13 protein-coding genes are annotated in these 17,279 nt (G+C 61.5%); 1 reads left to right on the top strand and 12 read right to left on the bottom strand.

Features of this window, described 5'->3' with window-relative positions:
• Positions 1 to 42: 42 nt before the first annotated feature.
• The 9 genes from prfB to ACWHXD_RS07000 all read right to left on the bottom strand — a co-directional run bounded on the left by prfB (position 43) and on the right by ACWHXD_RS07000 (position 11,339).
• A protein-coding gene (prfB, locus tag ACWHXD_RS07040) for a peptide chain release factor 2 (protein ID WP_096001736.1) occupies positions 43 to 1,138 on the bottom strand; the annotation gives its coding sequence in 2 pieces (ribosomal slippage) (positions 43 to 1,065 and positions 1,067 to 1,138; 1,095 coding nt in all).
• A gap of 287 nt (positions 1,139 to 1,425) precedes the next feature.
• Entirely contained in the window at positions 1,426 to 2,427 is a 1,002-nt protein-coding gene (locus tag ACWHXD_RS07035) for a response regulator (protein WP_014717198.1), read from the bottom strand.
• 52 nt (positions 2,428 to 2,479) lie between these two features.
• Positions 2,480 to 3,490 carry a chemotaxis response regulator protein-glutamate methylesterase gene (locus ACWHXD_RS07030; protein ID WP_032893232.1) on the bottom strand — a complete coding sequence of 337 codons (1,011 nt, stop codon included), beginning with the start codon at positions 3,488 to 3,490 and terminating at the stop codon, positions 2,480 to 2,482.
• Positions 3,487 to 5,766 carry a hybrid sensor histidine kinase/response regulator gene (locus ACWHXD_RS07025; RefSeq protein WP_499083737.1) on the bottom strand — a complete coding sequence of 760 codons (2,280 nt, stop codon included), beginning with the start codon at positions 5,764 to 5,766 and terminating at the stop codon, positions 3,487 to 3,489. Before ACWHXD_RS07025 ends, ACWHXD_RS07030 begins: the two co-directional genes overlap by 4 nt.
• The gene (locus ACWHXD_RS07020; RefSeq protein WP_044272240.1) at positions 5,763 to 6,464 is read right to left on the bottom strand and encodes a chemotaxis protein CheW; all 702 of its coding nucleotides are present in this window, start codon (positions 6,462 to 6,464) and stop codon (positions 5,763 to 5,765) included. The genes ACWHXD_RS07025 and ACWHXD_RS07020 overlap by 4 nt, the downstream gene beginning before the upstream one ends.
• Positions 6,461 to 7,723, bottom strand: coding sequence for a CheR family methyltransferase (locus ACWHXD_RS07015; protein WP_138761422.1), 1,263 nt, complete (start codon positions 7,721 to 7,723; stop codon positions 6,461 to 6,463). The genes ACWHXD_RS07020 and ACWHXD_RS07015 overlap by 4 nt, the downstream gene beginning before the upstream one ends.
• The gene (locus tag ACWHXD_RS07010; protein ID WP_003189072.1) at positions 7,720 to 8,232 is read right to left on the bottom strand and encodes a chemotaxis protein CheW; all 513 of its coding nucleotides are present in this window, start codon (positions 8,230 to 8,232) and stop codon (positions 7,720 to 7,722) included. Before ACWHXD_RS07010 ends, ACWHXD_RS07015 begins: the two co-directional genes overlap by 4 nt.
• Positions 8,232 to 9,854, bottom strand: coding sequence for a methyl-accepting chemotaxis protein (locus ACWHXD_RS07005; RefSeq protein WP_032893237.1), 1,623 nt, complete (start codon positions 9,852 to 9,854; stop codon positions 8,232 to 8,234). Before ACWHXD_RS07005 ends, ACWHXD_RS07010 begins: the two co-directional genes overlap by 1 nt.
• Positions 9,855 to 10,631: 777 nt before the next feature.
• Complete coding sequence (locus tag ACWHXD_RS07000) at positions 10,632 to 11,339, bottom strand: tellurite resistance TerB family protein (protein WP_044272228.1); 708 nt, start codon at positions 11,337 to 11,339, stop codon at positions 10,632 to 10,634.
• A gap of 304 nt (positions 11,340 to 11,643) precedes the next feature.
• Between ACWHXD_RS07000 and ACWHXD_RS06995 the strand changes: the two genes are divergently transcribed.
• A complete protein-coding gene (locus ACWHXD_RS06995) occupies positions 11,644 to 13,269 on the top strand; it encodes a glucan biosynthesis protein D (RefSeq protein ID WP_056790149.1) in 1,626 nt (541 codons plus the stop codon).
• A 54-nt stretch (positions 13,270 to 13,323) separates the two neighbouring features.
• On the opposite strand, the gene ACWHXD_RS06990 is transcribed toward ACWHXD_RS06995, so the two are convergent.
• From ACWHXD_RS06990 to ACWHXD_RS06980, 3 genes are all read right to left on the bottom strand, one after another.
• Positions 13,324 to 13,509 carry a hypothetical protein gene (locus ACWHXD_RS06990; RefSeq protein ID WP_003189066.1) on the bottom strand — a complete coding sequence of 62 codons (186 nt, stop codon included), beginning with the start codon at positions 13,507 to 13,509 and terminating at the stop codon, positions 13,324 to 13,326.
• Between the two features lie 303 nt (positions 13,510 to 13,812).
• Positions 13,813 to 14,919 (bottom strand): NADH:flavin oxidoreductase/NADH oxidase, encoded by a 1,107-nt coding sequence (locus tag ACWHXD_RS06985; RefSeq protein ID WP_138761420.1) that lies wholly within the window; start codon positions 14,917 to 14,919, stop codon positions 13,813 to 13,815.
• A gap of 212 nt (positions 14,920 to 15,131) precedes the next feature.
• Positions 15,132 to 17,033 (bottom strand): potassium transporter Kup, encoded by a 1,902-nt coding sequence (locus ACWHXD_RS06980; protein ID WP_032893242.1) that lies wholly within the window; start codon positions 17,031 to 17,033, stop codon positions 15,132 to 15,134.
• Between the last annotated feature and the right edge of the window lie 246 nt (positions 17,034 to 17,279).

Here is a 17,279-nt window from a genome sequence, read left to right as displayed (position 1 = left end):
CTTCGGCTGGGGATCGCGAGCAAGCTCGCTCCTACAGGGGTATTAGAGGCCGGATTTCAGGCTGGCTTCCAGGTATTCGTCGATATCGCCGTCGAGTACCTTGTCGCAGTCGCTGCGTTCGATGTTAGTGCGCAGATCCTTGATCCGCGAGGCATCGAGCACGTACGAACGGATCTGGTGACCCCAGCCGATATCCGACTTGGTGTCTTCCAGCGCCTGGGAAGCGGCGTTGCGCTTCTGCATTTCCTGCTCGTACAACTTGGCCCGCAGCATTTTCATGGCGGTGTCCTTGTTGGCGTGCTGGGAACGTTCGTTCTGGCAGCTGACCACGGTGTTGGTCGGTACGTGGGTAATACGTACGGCCGAGTCAGTGGTGTTTACGTGCTGGCCACCGGCACCGGAGGAACGGTAGGTGTCGATCCGCAGGTCGGCCGGGTTGATCTCGATTTCCACTTTGTCGTCGATCTCTGGCGAGACGAACACCGCAGAGAATGAGGTGTGGCGACGGTTGCCGGAGTCGAACGGGCTCTTGCGCACCAGGCGGTGCACGCCGATCTCGGTGCGCAGCCAGCCAAAGGCGTATTCGCCCTTGATGTGCACGGTCGCGCCCTTGATACCGGCCACTTCACCGGCGGACAGTTCCATGATGGTCGCGTCGAAACCGCGCTTGTCAGCCCAGCGCAGGTACATGCGCAGCAGGATGTTGGCCCAGTCCTGGGCCTCGGTGCCACCGGAACCGGCCTGGATATCCAGGTAGGCGTTGTTCGGGTCCATTTCATGGCTGAACATGCGGCGAAATTCAAGCTTGGCGAGGTTTTCCTCGAGACGGGCCAGCTCGGCGACGACATCGCCCACTGCGCCTTCGTCGTTTTCTTCGACGGCCATGTCCAGCAGGTCGCGGCAATCACCCAGGCCGGTGTTCAGTTCGTCGAGGGTATCGACGATCTGTGCCAGCGCAGCGCGCTCGCGCCCCAGTTCCTGGGCGTATTCAGGTTTGTTCCAGACACTCGGATCTTCAAGCTCGCGATTGACTTCGGTCAGACGCTCATGCTTTTGATCGTAGTCAAAGATACCCCCGAATAGTTTCGGAGCGCTCGGACAGGTCCTTGATGGTGTTAAGGATCGGGTTGATTTCCATGGCGGGCAGCACTCGTTGGCGAACTTTTGAAAGCCGGCGAGTATAACGGCAAACGGCTGGAAACGGCAGCCCGCTTGGCCGAAAAGGCGGGGGTTTGTACACGATCCCAAAACCGATGAAGATTGAAATGTGGGAGCGGGCTTGCTCGCGAAAGCGCGATACCAGTCACTAAATGCGTTGACTGACCCACCGCATTCGCGAGCAAGCCCGCACACAGGAGATCTGCGCTTAACTGACGGGCATTAAGGCTTCCCCCTTCCACATTGGGGGTTGGGCGGCGCTGGGGATTACTCGATGCCCACCTGATTACGCCCATTGTTCTTGGCCGTGTACAAGCCCTTGTCCGCCGCCATGATCAGCTGCCGGCAATCGGTGCCCTGGACCGGCGTCAACGTCGACAGCCCAATACTGATGGTCAGGCTGGCACCTTCCGCCGGGGCGATGTGCGGGATTTTCAACGCCGCCACCGCCATGCGCAGTTTTTCCGCGACCAGGCGTGCGCCGCCCGGCGAGGTGTTGGGCAGGACCAGCGCGAACTCTTCACCGCCGTAGCGCGCCGGCAAATCCGAAGGACGGCTGCTGGCTTCACGGATGGTGTTGGCGACTTTGCGCAGGGCTTCGTCGCCCTCGACGTGGCCGAAGCTGTCGTTGAAGGTCTTGAAGAAGTCCACGTCGATCATCAGCAACGACAGCTGGGTCTGGTCGCGCATGGCGCGGCGCCATTCCAGCTCCAGGTATTCGTCGAAGTGGCGGCGGTTGGACAGCCCGGTCAGGCCGTCGGAGTTCATCAGGCGTTGCAGCACCAGATTGGTATCCAGCAACTGTTGCTGGCTGACCCGTAATGCGCGGTAGGCCGCGTCGCGCTGCAACAGGGTCATGTAGGAGCGCGAGTGATAGCGGATGCGCGCCACCAGCTCGATGTTGTCCGGCAGCTTGACCAGGTAATCGTTGGCCCCGGCCGCAAAGGCCGCGCTCTTGATCAGCGGGTCTTCCTTGGTGGACAGCACGATGATCGGGATATTCGCGGTGGCCGGGTGATTGCGGTATTCGCGCACCAGGGTCAGGCCGTCCAGGCCCGGCATCACCAGGTCTTGCAGGATCACCGTGGGCTTGATGCGGATCGCCTGGGCAATGGCCTGGTGCGGGTCGGCACAAAAGTGGAAGTCGATGTTTTCTTCATGGGCCAGGCCACGCCGCACGGCTTCACCGATCATGGCCTGGTCGTCGACCAGCAACACCATGGCGGCGTTTTCGTCGGTCTTGAAGTCGTCGAGCTGTAAATCATTCATGTGCAGTCACCTGAATTACTACCTGCAAGCCAGCACGGCGGGAGATTCTTGTTCATTTTGCAAAGACCTCCAGCAATCGGGGCGCAATTCTATCCAGTGGGCGAATTTCAACAGCAGCATCAATCGCCGCCGCCGCTTTGGGCATGCCATACACCGCCGAGCTCTGTTGGTCCTGGGCGATGGTCAAATATCCTTGTTCGCGCATCAGCTTGAGGCCCTGGGCGCCGTCGCGCCCCATGCCGGTGAGCAACACGCCGACGGCGTCACCGTTCCAGTAGCTGGCGACGCTTTCGAAAAACACGTCGATGGAGGGCCGGTAAATCTCGTTCACCGGCTCTGCGGTATAGGCTAGCGTGCCATTTTTCAACAAGCGAATATGGTGGTTGGTTCCGGCCAGCAATACCACGCCGGGTTGAGGCGGCTCGCCTTCACAGGCCAGGCGCACCGGCAGGCCGGAAGCGCTGCTCAACCACTCGGCCATGCCAGCAGCAAACACCTGGTCCACATGCTGCACCAGCACGATGGCGGCGGGAAAATCCCGGGGCAACCCCTTGAGCAGCACTTCCAGAGCCGCCGGCCCACCGGCGGAAGATCCAATGGCTACCAGCCGTTGACGCTTGCCGGTGACCCGCTGGGGCGGGGTTTCGGCACGCACTCGGGTACCACGCTGACCGATCAGCCAGCCAATATTGAGGATCTTGCGCAACAGCGGCGCCGCCGCATCCTTGGGGTTGCCCACGCCCAGTGCCGGGGTGTCCACCACATCCAGGGCGCCGTGGCCCATGGCTTCGAATACACGGCTGACGTTGGCCTGGCGGTCGACGGTGACGATCACGATCGCGCATGGCGTGTCGGCCATGATCTGGCGGGTAGCTTCCACGCCGTCCATCACCGGCATGATCAAGTCCATCAGGATCAGGTCCGGGGTCAGCTCGGCGCAACGCTGCACCGCTTCCAGGCCATTGCTGGCCACCCACACCACTTCGTGGGCGGGCTCGTAACTCAGGGCGCGGCGCAAGGCCTCTACGGCCAGGGGCATGTCATTGACGATCGCAATCCTCATGCCCGGGCGCCTCCAATCAGTTCAACCACGGCGTCGAGCAAGGCGTCGTCATGGAAACTGGCTTTGGCTAAATAATAGTCGGCCCCGGCGTCGAGGCCACGGCGGCGGTCTTCTTCACGGTCCTTGTAAGAAACCACCATCACCGGCAACGATTGCAGGCGACTGTCACGGCGCAAAAGTGTGACCAATTCAATACCGTCCATGCGAGGCATATCAATATCCGTGATAAGCAGGTCGAAGTCCTCGGAGCGCAATGCGTTCCAGCCATCCATGCCATCGACCGCAACGGCAACTTCATAACCACGGTTGAGTAACAATTTGCGTTGCAGCTCACGTACCGTCAGTGAGTCGTCCACCACCAGCACACGTTTGCGCGGCGCTTCGGTGGCCTGCTGGCTGCGCCGGGCGATGCGCTCCAGGCGGCCGGTGTTGAGCAATTTGTCCACCGAGCGCAGCATGTCTTCGACGTCGACGATCAACACCACCGAGCCGTCATCGAGCAAGGCCCCGGCGGAAATGTCCTGGACCTTGCCCAGGCGATCATCCAGCGGCAACACCACCAGGGTGCGCTCGCCAATAAAACGCTCCACGGCAATCCCGTACACGGCATCGCGTTCGCGGATCACCACTACTTTCAAGGTATCTGACGGGGTCTGCCCCGGCGGGCGCTGCAGCAACTGGCTGGCGGCAACCAGGCCGACATGCCGGCCCTCGTGCCAAAAGTGCTGGCGGCCTTCCAACTGCACGATGTCGTCGGCGGCCAGGTCGCACATGCGTTCGATATGCGCCAGGGGGAAGGCATAGGCTTCTTCGCCGACCTCCACCACCAGGCTGCGCACCACCGACAAGGTCAACGGCACCTCCAGGTGGAAGCGGCTGCCCTGCCCTGCTGTCTGTTCCAGCACCACCGCGCCGCGCAACTGGCGAACCATATGCTGCACCGCGTCCAGGCCCACACCGCGCCCGGACACTTCGGTGACCTTGTCACGCAGGCTGAACCCCGGCAGGAACAGAAACGTGAGCAGTTCTTCTTCGCTCAGGCGCAGGGCCGTTTCCACCGGCGACAAATTCCGGTCGACGATGGTGCCGCGCAGGCGCTCGAGGTCGACACCGTTGCCGTCATCGCTCAGCTCCAGCACCAGCAGCCCGGCCTGATGGGACGCACGCAGGCGAATCAAGCCTTCGGCCGGTTTGCCCGCCAGCACGCGCTGCTCAGGGGTTTCGATGCCGTGGTCGACCGCATTGCGCAATAAATGGGTGAGCGGTGCTTCGAGTTTTTCCAGCACGTCACGATCGACCTGGGTCTTTTCGCCCTCAATCTCCAGGCGCACCTGCTTGCCCAGGCTACGACCGAGGTCACGCACCATGCGCACCTGCCCGGCCAGCACGTCGGCAAACGGCCGCATGCGGCAGGCTAATGCGGTGTCGTAAAGCACCTGGGCACGCTGGCCAGCCTGCCAGCCGAACTCATCCAGCTCGGCGTTTTTTTCCGCCAGCAGAGCCTGGGCTTCACTCAGCAGGCGACGGGTATCGGCCAGGGCTTCCTGGGCTTCCAGGTTCAGATCCAGGGATTTGAGCTGGCCATCCAGGGCGTCGAGGGCACGCAAGCTGTTGCTCTGAATGCGCTTGAGCCGCTGCAGGCTGGCCAGGTACGGCTTGAGCCGCTGGGTTTCCACCAGGGATTTGCTGGACAAGTCCAACAGGCTGTTCAAGCGCTCGGCTGTGACCCGCAGCACCCGCTCGCCGCCTTCGGTCATGCGTTTGTTCTGGCGCGGGGCTTCGCTACTGACCGCTGGGGCGGGCTCCAGCTCAGGCTCCAGCAGCAAGGCGTCTACCTGCGGCACAGAGAGGGGCTCGGGTTTTGGCAGCGGCGTGGCAATCGGCTGCGAGGGGTCGAGCAAGCGCTCCATCAGCGCTACGTACGCTTCGATATCCGCCGGCCCCACATCGTTGCCCGGGGTGGCGATACGCATCAGCAGGTCGGTGCCTTGCAGCAACGCGTCGATATGTTCAGGTTGCAGGTACAGGCGGCCCTCCTGGGCGCTGACCAGGCAATCTTCCATGACATGGGCCACGCTGACCCCGGCATCCACGCCGACAATCCGCGCCGCCCCTTTGAGTGAATGCGCGGCGCGCATGCAGGCTTCGAGCTGGTCGGCCTGGGTCGGGTTGCGCTCCAGCGCCAGCAGGCCTGCGCTCAACACCTGGGTCTGCGCATCGGCTTCCAGGCTGAACAGTTCCAACAGCGAGGCATCGCGCATCTGGTCGGGGGTCATGCGAGGCTCCGGGTCACGGCGGACAACAATTGCGCTTCGTCCAGCCAACGCAGGCTGCGGCCTTTCCACTGCAACACGCCTTGGGTGTAGCGGGCGCTGGCCTGGGTGCCGGACACCGACGCGGCCTGCAGGGTGCGCTCATCGATGGCGTGGATGCCGTCTACTTCATCCACCGGCACCACGACCGGGCCGTCCTGGGCAGCGATGATCAGCATGCGCGGCATGATCCGCCCGCCGCTCGCGCCGGTACTGGTGCTGTCCAGGCCCAACAGTTCCACCAGTGACAGGCATGCCACCAGCGCCCCGCGTACATTGGCCACGCCCAGCAGCGCCCGGGAGCGCTGGTGCGGCAGCGAGTGAATTGGCTGCAACGGCGCCACTTCCACCAGGCAGCGGGTGGCTATACCGAGCCATTCTTCGCCGAGGCGGAACATCAATAGCGAACGGGTGACCACCTCGTTATCCGCTTCGGCAGTTGCCTGCGCGTGATGGTCGTCCTGTTGCAGCGCGTAGCGGTCAAGCAGGCGCGTTGCAGCGGCGGAATACACCGAGCAATTGCGGCAGTGGATGTGCTCAGCCAACAACGGGCAGGACTTGTCGCCATGGATACCGATGCGGTTCCAACAGTCGTCAATGGCTTGGGTGTCAGTCAGCGTCAGGTCCAGGCCTGCGGTGTCGAGCACGTCAGGGCTACTCATCGTTTGGACTCACTGTCAGCTCGCTCGCTACGGGCGGCGCGTGCCTGAAGACGACGCGCGCCGGCACTGTCGCCCTGGGACTCGAGCAAAGCGGCCAGGTGCATCAGGGCCTGGGGATGCTGCGGTTCCAGATACAGGGCTTTTCGATAATACCCTTGCGCCTCCAGGGCACTGCCAGCCACATCGCTGAGCAGCCCCAGCCAATAAAACACCTGGGCGGCCGGTGGGTGGCTGCTCAAATAGCGCTCGCAGGCCGCACGGGCTTCGGCACTTTTGCCCTCGTTGGCCAGGGTTGCGATCTGGCTAAGCAAATCCCCGGCATCGGTAGGCACCCCTTTGACCGGTGGCACGCTGGGGCTGACCGTACTGAACGGCCGCGGCTTGAGCGGTATCGGCGCCGCCCTGCGCTGCGGTAGCGGCGCGGGCGTCGGTTTGACCACAGGTGCTGGCGGCGGGGTCGGTTCTACATGACGACTGAAAGCGAAGGACTGCGGCACGCCGATGGAGCGCATACCGTGGCGCCCCAGCAGGCTGCCCTCGGCTGGGCCGATAAACAGCACGCCGTCCACGTGAGTCAATGCCTTGAGCACATCAAACACTTGTTTCTGGGTCGGCTGGTCGAAGTAGATCAGCAGGTTGCGGCAGAACACAAAATCGTAGGTTGGCTCGTTCGCCAGCAATGCCGGGTCCAGCAAGTTGCCGACTTGCAGGCGCACTTGTTCGCGCACTCGGTCGGCGATGCGATAGCTGCCTGCGTCTTCAGTGAAGTGGCGGTCGCGAAATTCAAGGTCGGCGCCGCGAAACGAGTTCTTGCCGTACACACCCCGCCGCGCCCGCTCCACCGACAGCGGGCTGACATCCATGCCCTGCACTTTGAACTGGTGGGGCGCCAAACCCGCATCAAGCAAAGCCATGGCAATCGAATAGGGCTCTTCGCCGGTCGAACACGGCAGGCTGAGAATACGCAGGGCGCGCATCTGATTGATCTCGGCCAAACGTGCTTGGGCCAAGCGAGCCAGGGTGGCAAAGGATTCGGGATAGCGGAAAAACCAGGTCTCGGGGACGATCACCGCTTCGATCAGCGCCTGCTGCTCGTCATGGGAGGTTTGCAGGTGCTGCCAGTAAGCCTCTGCCGACGGCGACTGGGACGACTGGCAGCGCTGGCGCACCGCGCGTTCGATGATCGCCTCGCCCACCGAAGCGACGTCCAGGCCGATGCGTTCTTTCAAGAACGCGAAAAACCGCGGGTCATTGCTCATAGGCTCAACTCGGCGCAGAACAACAAGGCGCGCACTGGCGCGGTCAACAGATCCGCGACGCCAATCCACTGCATCAAGCCCTGGGCATCCTCACGCACCGGCCCCAGGTACGGCGCCTGCTGGTTGTCCAGGCCATAAGGCTGGAACTCGGCGGGGTCGCAACGCAGGGTGTCGGTGGCCTGCTCCAGGATCAGCCCTAGCCAACGCGCCTCACTCCAGGGCTGCGGCTGGTAATTGACCAACACCAGGCGCGTACTGGTACGCGCCTGGGCCGAAGTGCCGAAGGTCAGCGCGCTCAAGTCGATGACCGGCACCAGCACCCCACGATGGGCGAAGATACCCGCCACCCATAAGGGCGCTTGGGCGATAGGTTTGAGCGCCAGGCGCGGCAGCACCTCGGCCACTTCGGTGGCCTTGAGGGCAAAGCGTTCATTGCCGATGCGAAACACCAGGAACAACGCCTTTTTCGCTGCCGGGACGGCACCGCGTTTAGCCGCGAGCTCGCTCATCAGACTTTGAAACGCGAGACGCCGCTGCGCAGACCGACCGCAACCTGGCTCAGTTCATCAATGGCAAAGCTGGCCTGGCGCAGGGATTCGACGGTCTGGCTGCTGGCATCGCCCAATTGCACCAGCGCGTGGTTGATCTGCTCGGCGCCGGTGGCCTGGGCCTGCATGCCTTCGTTGACCATCAACACCCGCGGCGCCAAAGCTTGTACCTGATGGATGATCTGCGACAGTTGCTCGCCCACTTGCTGCACCTCAGACATGCCCCGGCGCACCTCCTCGGAAAACTTGTCCATGCCCATCACCCCCGCCGACACCGCCGACTGGATCTCGCGCACCATCTGTTCGATGTCGTAGGTCGCCACGGCGGTCTGATCGGCCAGGCGACGCACTTCGGTGGCAACCACGGCAAAGCCGCGCCCGTATTCACCGGCTTTCTCTGCCTCGATGGCCGCATTGAGGGACAACAGGTTGGTCTGGTCGGCCACCTTGACGATGGTCACTACCACCTGGTTGATGTTGCCAGCCTTCTCATTGAGGATCGCCAGCTTGGCATTGACCAGGTCGGCGGCGCCCATCACCGAGTGCATGGTCTCTTCCATGCGAGCCAGGCCCTGCTGGCCGGAACCTGCTGCCACCGAGGCCTGGTCGGCGGCGGTGGACACTTCGGTCATGGTGCGGACCAAGTCCTTGGACGTAGCGGCGATTTCGCGGGATGTGGCGCCGATTTCGGTGGTTGTCGCCGCGGTTTCTGTCGCGGTGGCCTGTTGCTGCTTGGAGGTCGCGGCAATCTCGGTGACCGAGGTAGTGACCTGTACCGATGAACGCTGCGCTTGGGACACCAGTGCAGTCAGCTCGGTCATCATGTCGTTGAAGCCGGTTTCAACTGCGTTGAATTCGTCCTTGCGCTCCAGGTTCAGGCGCTTGCTCAGGTCGCCGGTGCGCATGACTTCGAGGATTTGAACGATGCGCTGCATCGGCGCCATGATCGCGCGCATCAGCAACAGGCCGCACAGCGCGGCGGCGAGAATTGCCAGCAGCAGCGAGACGCCCATGCTGATCTTCGCGGCCGCTACCGCATCATCGATGGCGGCGGTGGCGTTGTCGGCGACCTGTTTGTTCTCGTTGATAATGTCGTTGAGCTTCATGCGGCCTGCGGTCCAGGCGGGGGTCAGTTGTTCGTCGAACAACTTCAATGCTTCGGCTGAGTTGTTGCTCTGATGGGCTTCCAGGACTTGGGCGAGAATCCGGTTGTAGTTCTGGTGGAGCTTTTCGAAGGTATCGAACTCGGTACGGTCCTGATCGATATTGATCGTCCCAGCATAGCTGGCCATGTGCTGTTCGAGCCGTGATTCAAACGACTTGTAGTCTTGCTTGTCGACTTCGGAAATGCCCTGGTTCTTGTGGATCCCGATCAACTCCTGGGTTTGCAGGTAGCTGTCGACCCAGGCGCTGCGAATCATCGAGCTGAAAAATACCCCGGGCACTGCATCGTCGCGAACTGAGTTTTCGCTGACTTCGATTTTCAGCAGGCGTGAATACGAGACTACGACCATCAGGAGCATGATCGCGATAATTACCGCAAAGCTCGCCAAAATCCTTTGGCGCAGGGTCCAGTTCTTCACAGTAATTCCTCGCAGGGCCATTCAAATGGAGGGGAGTATAGCTGAGCGGCTGCGCGCTTTTATCAAGGCTTTTGATGTGCAGTGCACAGAATGCAGATGTGCTTGCGTTGGCCACAGCTATCTACACAATTTTGCGTGCGACGCGGGGCCTGTGGCGAGGGAGCTTGCTCCCGTGGCTGCCTGACAGCCGACGCCTATCCACCTGCCCCCCCCACAATCTAAATGTGGGAGCTGGCTTGCCTGCGATGGCGGCCTCCCAGCCGACAACTATCTACCAGACACCCCAACGATCCAACTGTGGGAGCGGGCTTGCTCGCGAAGGCGGCCTGGCAGTCAACACAGTTGTATTGTCTGCATATCCATTTCTGCGGTAACGGCCGCTTAGGGTTCCGCCCTGACGGCGGCTCACTTTTGAAAAGCGCAAAAGTAAGCAAAACGCTCTTGCCCCACCACTCGGCACCTCGCCTAGGCTCGGTGTGCCCGTAATCCGCCAGTGATTTGGGGGGCCGCCGCCACGCGCCATCCATGGCGCGGGGCGGCTAAACCGGCATCCCTGCCGGTTTACCCCCCAAATCACTGGCGAATTACAGCCAGCGTGGTTTGACGGGGCGCTTAAGATCAAAAGCAGATCAAGAGCAAGAGCGGCTCGCTTCGCATCGTGGTTACGGTGTGGGTACCTATGCCGCGATGGGGTGAGTCAGTCGGAAATAGAGTGACTGGTCTAGCGCATTCGCGGGCAAGCCCGCTCCCACAGGTTTGACTGGGGTGTGGCCCTATTTAGGCGTTTAGCCGTACTTGTTTTTCCAACTCCAGCTTCAAGCCTGGTTCAAGTTTCAGTTGGCGGGCCAGTTCGTCCAGGTAGGCTTTTTCCATGAAGTTTTCTTCGTCTACCAGCATCACGCTGGCGATGTACATTTCGGCGGCCATTTCCGGGGTGCTGGCGGCGCGGGCGACGTCGGTGGGGTCCAGGGGTTTGTTGAGTTCGGCGTGCAGCCAGTGTTGCAGTTCCTGGTCGTTATCCAGCTTGGTAAATTCGCCTTCGATCAAGGCGCGCTCGCGCTCATCCACATGCCCGTCAGCCTTGGCTGCGGCCACCAGTGCCTTGAGAATGCCTTGGCTGTGTTGTTCGACCTGGGCCGGTGGCAGGCGGTCGATGGTTTGCGGCTCGCCTTGGGGCGCGCTGGCCTGCTGGGCTTGCCAGTTGCCGTAAGCCTTGTAGGCAATCACACCGAGTGCGGCCAAGCCGCCGTAGGTGAGCGCCTTGCCGCCGAATTTGCGGGCTTTTTTGTTGCCCAGCAGCAAGCCCATGGCTCCCGCTGCCAGGGCGCCGCCGCCGGCACCACCGAGCATGCTGCCGAGCCCGCCACCGTTGAGTAAGCCGCCAAGGGCGCCCTTGTCATTGGACTTGCGTTGGCCGCCGGCCTTGTTTTGCAACATGTCCTGGCCAGACTTGAGCAGTTGATCGAGCAATCCACGGGTATTCATTCGTAGCCTCCAGACACTTGGGTTCGTAGGACCAATAGGCCTCCAGCGTAAAACTAAGTGCCAAAAAGCCGTGATCTAGAGTGCTTCCAGATGTAACGCTCAGTTGCGATGCTGGAAATGTCTTGTTGCACATGCAACGCCATCATCCCGCCATCAATCAATTTGCCTCGCTCATCGAACCGCTTAAGCTATCCGGCGTCTGTTTATTGTCCGTTGCGTTTGGCCGAAGGCATGTCCGAACCGTTATTTCTGATCCGTTACGTGCCAGGAACGGCGCGGGATTTGCTCACGACAGGTTGTCTCTATGCACCGCAGGAATTTGCTCAAAGCATCCATGGCCATTGCGGCTTACACCGGTTTGTCGGCCAGTGGCCTGCTGGCCGCGCAGGCCTGGGCAGGAAACCGGGCTGCCGATGGCAAGGCCGTGGCGTTCGATTTCGAATCGCTCAAGGCCCAGGCCAAGCAATTGGCCACCCGTGGCTACCAGGACACTAAGCAGGTGCTGCCGCCGACCCTGGCCACCATGACCCCGCAGAATTTCAACGCCATCGGCTATGACCGTAACCATTCGCTGTGGAAGGAGTTGAACGGCCAACTGGACGTGCAGTTCTTCCACGTCGGCATGGGTTTCAAGACGCCGGTGCGCATGCACAGCGTCGACCCCAAGACCCGTGAAGCCCGCGAAGTGCACTTTCGCCCTTCGCTGTTCAACTATGAAAAAACCACGGTGGACACCCAGCAATTAACCGGCGACCTGGGTTTCTCCGGCTTCAAGCTGTTCAAGGCGCCGGAACTGGACCGCCATGACGTGCTGTCGTTTCTGGGCGCCAGCTACTTTCGCGCAGTGGATTCCACCGGCCAGTACGGCCTCTCGGCGCGTGGCCTGGCGATTGATACCTACGCGAAAAAACGCGAGGAATTCCCTGATTTCACGCAGTTCTGGTTCGAAACCCCGGACAAGAACGCCACGCGTTTTGTGGTCTACGCCCTGCTCGACTCGCCAAGCGCCACTGGCGCCTATCGCTTCGACATCGACTGCCAGGCCAACCAAGTGGTGATGGCGATCGACGCGCACATCAATGCGCGCACCGCCATCGAACAACTGGGCATCGCGCCCATGACCAGTATGTTCAGCTGCGGCACCCATGAGCGCCGCATGTGCGACACCATTCACCCGCAAATCCACGACTCGGACCGCCTGGCCATGTGGCGCGGCAACGGCGAATGGGTCTGCCGGCCCCTGAACAACCCGGCCAAGCTGCAATTCAACGCGTTCGCCGACACCGACCCCAAAGGCTTCGGCCTGGTGCAGACCGACCATGAGTTCGCCAGCTACCAGGACACCGTCGACTGGTACAGCAAACGCCCAAGCCTGTGGGTTGAACCGACCACGGCCTGGGGCGAAGGCTCGATCGACCTGCTGGAAATCCCTACCACCGGGGAAACCCTGGACAATATCGTGGCCTTCTGGACCCCGAAAAAGCCCGTGGCCGCGGGTGATTCGCTCAACTATGGCTACAAGCTGTACTGGAGCGCACTGCCGCCAGTGAGCACGCCGCTGGCACAGGTCGACGCGACCCGTTCGGGCATGGGCGGCTTTACCGAAGGCTGGGCACCCGGGGAGCATTATCCGAAGGTATGGGCGCGGCGTTTTGCCGTGGACTTCAAGGGCGGCGGCCTTGATCGCCTGCCGGCGGGCACCGGCATCGAGCCGGTGGTGACTTGTTCCCACGGTGAGGTGAAGGATTTCAGCGTGCTGGTGCTGGATAACATCAAGGGTTACCGCATCCTGTTCGACTGGTACCCCACCAGCGACAGCGTGGAGCCGGTCGAGCTACGCCTGTTTATTCGCACCCAGGACCGCACCCTGAGTGAAACCTGGCTTTATCAGTACTTCCCGCCTGCGCCAGAGCAACGCAAGTACACCTAATGCCACACTGCACGATCATTCCCACGCAATAACGTGGGAATGATCGGATTTGGCTCAGAACCGCGACACGCTTTTCATCGCGCCAATCAGATAGCGCATCGCCACCTGATCACTCTCGGTCAGCGCCCGATATTGCGCCAGCAACTCCATTTCATCTGAACTCAACCTTCGACCCCGCAAGGACATCCGGCGGCTCAGAAAAGACGCCACCGCACCCGCTACGCCATAGGACTTGGCCATGGACCGCTACTCCTGATATCAGTCAAATACTCCTGGTGCCCATTTCCCAACTCCCGAGAAGCGCAACGGCTTCGCGGACCAACCGCCTGTCTCCCTGGGCCAGAAGTCGGGCTTACCCTTAGCGTAGAAACTATCTCACCATTCGTGGGATTTTTTTAGAGTATTAACTTAAAAAATAACGTCGGTAATAAAAACCTACAGCGATTGCTCACGCAGTGGCCGATATCGGCTGCGCAACGCCTACAACGCGCGCAAGAAAAAACCCACCGTGTCAGGGTGGGTTTGGCACAGAGGTGAGCAGGATCAATCCCGCAGGTCCGACTCATGAATCGGCTGGTCCCGATGGGTCGCCCGCTGGTATTGCGCAGGCCAGGTTGCCTTGCGCCCACCCAAGTCATCGTCGGCGTGCAGTGGCCAGTAGGGGTCACGCAGCAGTTCGCGGGCCAGGAAGATAATGTCGGCCTGGCAGGTACGCAGGATGTGCTCTGCTTGGGCGGGTTCGGTAATCATGCCGACGGTGCCAGTGGCCATGCCCGACTCCTTGCGCACGCGCTCGGCGAAGCGCGTCTGGTAGCCGGGGCCAGTAGGAATCTCGGCATTGGCGGCGGTGCCACCGGAGGACACGTCGATCAGATCCACCCCCAGGTCTTTCAGGCGGCACGCCAATTCCACGGTTTCATCCGGGTTCCAGCCGTCTTCCACCCAATCGGTGGCCGACACGCGCACAAACAGCGGCAACTCCTCAGGCCACACGGCACGCACGGCCTTGGTCACTTCCAGCACCAGGCGAATGCGGTTTTCGAAAGAGCCGCCGTAGTGGTCTTGACGCTGGTTGCTGATCGGCGAGAGGAACTGGTGCAGCAGGTACCCGTGAGCGGCATGGATTTCCACCACTTCAAAGCCTGCGGTCAAGGCGCGCTTGGCGGCGGCGACAAAGTCGGCGATCACTTGCTGGATCTGTGTTTCGTCCAGTGGCTTGGGCTGGGTGTGATTGGGGTCGAAGGCAATCGGCGAGGGCCCCACTGGCACCCAGCCGCCCTCCTCCGGTTTGACGCTGCCGTGTTTGCCGATCCATGGCCGATGAGTGCTGGCCTTGCGCCCGGCATGGGCCAACTGAATCCCGGCCACTGCGCCCTGGGCCGCGATAAAACGCGTGATGCGGCGCAACGGTTCGATCTGGGCGTCGTTCCACAGGCCCAGGTCCTGGGCGGTGATGCGGCCGTCGGCGGTCACCGCCGTGGCCTCGGTAAAAATCAGCCCGGCGCCGCCCACGGCTCGGCTGCCGAGGTGCACCAGGTGCCAGTCATTGGCCAGGCCATCGTCGCTGGAGTATTGGCACATGGGTGAAACCGCGATGCGGTTGAGCAGGGTCAATTGGCGCAGGGTGTAAGGTTCGAGCAGCTGACTCATGGCGCACCTCTTCTGGGCTTCATAGGCATTTTTGTAGGAGCGAGCTCGCTCGCGAAGGCCTCACAGGGGTCGCGTTTATCCAGGATTAACGCGTGATCGTTGACGTTTTTCGCGAGCAAGCTCGCTCCTACCAGCCTAGTCGACAACCATCGTTTGCACAGGGTTCAGAAAGGAAAGCGGGAGCCGATTGCCGGCTCCCGGTAGGCAGCACCTTACATCTCGACCTGGGTGCCCAGCTCGATCACACGGTTGACCGGCAGTTTGAAGAACCGCAGGTTGCCGTTGGCATTTTTCAACATGAAGGCAAACAACACTTCGCGCCAACGGGCCATGCCTTTGATGCGCGAGGCGATCACCGTTTCACGGCTAAGGAAATAGGTGGTGCGCATCGGGCTGAAGTCCAGATCATCCAAGTGGCACAGTTTCAACGCTTCGGGTACGTCCGGTTCATCGGTGAACCCGAAGTGCAGGATCACCCGGAAGAAGCCTTCGCCGTAGGCATCCACCTCGAAGCGCCGCGCCGCTGGCACCCGTGGAATGTCTTCGTAGACCACGGTCAGCAGCACCACCTGCTCATGCAGCACCTGGTTATGCAACAGGTTGTGCAACAGCGCATGGGGCACGGCGTCGGGCCGCGCGGTGAGGAACACCGCCGTGCCCTGCACGCGATGGGGCGGCTGTACGCGGATACTGCTGATAAAGATCGGCAATGGCAGGCCACCCTCGTCGAGACGGCCGACCAGCAATTGCTTGCCGCGCTTCCAAGTGGTCATCAGCACAAACAGCACGATCCCCGCCAACACCGGGAAGGCCCCGCCCTGGAGGATCTTCGGCGCGTTGGCCGCAAAGAACAGGCCGTCTACCAACAGGCAGCAGAGCAACAGCGGCACGGCCAGCACCGGTGGCCATTTCCACAGCAGCAGCATGACCGCCGATACCAGAATGGTGGTCATCAGCATGGTGCCTGTAACAGCTACGCCGTAGGCCGAGGCCAGGGCACCGGAGGATTCGAAACCCAGCACCAGCAGGATCACGCCGACCATCAGCGACCAGTTCACCGCACCGATGTAGATCTGGCCCTGTTCGGCACTGGAGGTGTGCTGGATATGCATGCGTGGGATGTAACCCAACTGGATCGCCTGGCGGGTCAACGAGAACGCGCCGGAAATCACCGCCTGGGAAGCAATCACCGTGGCCATGGTGGACAAGCCCACCAATGGGACCAGCGCCCAGCTTGGCGCCAACAGGTAGAACGGGTTGCGCGCCGCCTCCGGATCGCCCAGCAGCATCGCGCCCTGGCCGAAATAGTTGAGCACCAGCGCCGGCAGCACCAGCAGGAACCAAGCGCGGGCGATAGGTTTGCGGCCAAAGTGGCCCATGTCGGCGTAGAGCGCTTCTGCGCCGGTCAAGGCCAGCACCACCGCGCCGAGGATCGCCACGCCAATACCCGGGTGAACCATAAAGAAGCGCACGCCCCACGCCGGGTTGAGCGCATTGAGCACTTCGGGTTGCTGCAGGATGCCGTACACACCTAGGCCGCCCAATACCAGGAACCAGGTGACCATCACCGGGCCGAACAGCTTGCCGATGCGGTCGGTGCCGTGTTTCTGGATCAGGAACAGCGCCACCAGCACCACCAGGGCAATGGGCACCACCCATTTTTCCAGGCCATCGAACGCCAGTTCCAAGCCTTCGATGGCCGACAACACTGAAATCGCCGGGGTGATCATACTGTCGCCGTAGAACAGCGCCGCGCCACACAGGCCACATACCACCAAGAAACCGCGTAATTTGGCCCGCGTGCCGGCGGCTCGCCGCGCCAACGCGGTGAGCGCCATGATCCCGCCCTCGCCCTGGTTATCGGCACGCAGCACGAACAGCACGTACTTGATCGACACCACCCAGATCAGCGACCAAAAGATCAGCGCCAGGATCCCCAAAACACCGTCATGGTTGACCTGCACGCCATAACCACCGTTGAACACCTCTTTAAGGGTGTAGAGCGGGCTGGTCCCGATATCGCCATAAACCACCCCGACCGCCGCCACCAGCATGCCAATCGGCTTGGCTTTTGAATGCTCGGCACCTGCTGCCTGACTACTTGCCTGACCCATCAACCACTCCTGCCCTTTGACCTGAGGTCTTTTATAAACAGCGCTTCTAAGCTGACCCTAGCATGCGCTGTTTTACTTCTCGTAACAGACGTTTTATTGACCCAAGGGCTTTACCCGTGCGTAACGGCGCGAAGCATAGCGCAGCACTCGTCGTATTTCCCCGTTCAAGTGAACGGGGTGTCGTTTTAGGCAATCAGTCATAGAGGCCACAGCAGCACTTTGGCGCCTTTTTGCCTGCATTGATCA

The sequence above is a fragment of the Pseudomonas fjordensis genome, from assembly GCF_976987115.1.
The sequence above is the reverse complement of the archived record's forward strand: the minus strand, read 5'-3'. Positions and strand labels throughout refer to the sequence as shown.

Bases quoted from the DNA above. Each gene is read 5' to 3' on its own strand.
- ACWHXD_RS07035 (WP_014717198.1), bottom strand. From the start codon at position 2,427: ATGAATGATTTACAGCTCGACGACTTCAAGACCGACGAAAACGCCGCC.
- ACWHXD_RS07030 (WP_032893232.1), bottom strand. From the start codon at position 3,490: ATGAGGATTGCGATCGTCAATGACATGCCCCTGGCCGTAGAGGCCTTG.
- ACWHXD_RS07025 (WP_499083737.1), bottom strand. From the start codon at position 5,766: ATGACCCCCGACCAGATGCGCGATGCCTCGCTGTTGGAACTGTTCAGC.
- ACWHXD_RS07020 (WP_044272240.1), bottom strand. From the start codon at position 6,464: ATGAGTAGCCCTGACGTGCTCGACACCGCAGGCCTGGACCTGACGCTG.
- ACWHXD_RS07015 (WP_138761422.1), bottom strand. From the start codon at position 7,723: ATGAGCAATGACCCGCGGTTTTTCGCGTTCTTGAAAGAACGCATCGGC.
- ACWHXD_RS07010 (WP_003189072.1), bottom strand. From the start codon at position 8,232: ATGAGCGAGCTCGCGGCTAAACGCGGTGCCGTCCCGGCAGCGAAAAAG.
- ACWHXD_RS07000 (WP_044272228.1), bottom strand. From the start codon at position 11,339: ATGAATACCCGTGGATTGCTCGATCAACTGCTCAAGTCTGGCCAGGAC.
- ACWHXD_RS06995 (WP_056790149.1), top strand. From the start codon at position 11,644: ATGCACCGCAGGAATTTGCTCAAAGCATCCATGGCCATTGCGGCTTAC.
- ACWHXD_RS06990 (WP_003189066.1), bottom strand. From the start codon at position 13,509: ATGGCCAAGTCCTATGGCGTAGCGGGTGCGGTGGCGTCTTTTCTGAGC.
- ACWHXD_RS06985 (WP_138761420.1), bottom strand. From the start codon at position 14,919: ATGAGTCAGCTGCTCGAACCTTACACCCTGCGCCAATTGACCCTGCTC.
- ACWHXD_RS06980 (WP_032893242.1), bottom strand. From the start codon at position 17,033: ATGGGTCAGGCAAGTAGTCAGGCAGCAGGTGCCGAGCATTCAAAAGCC.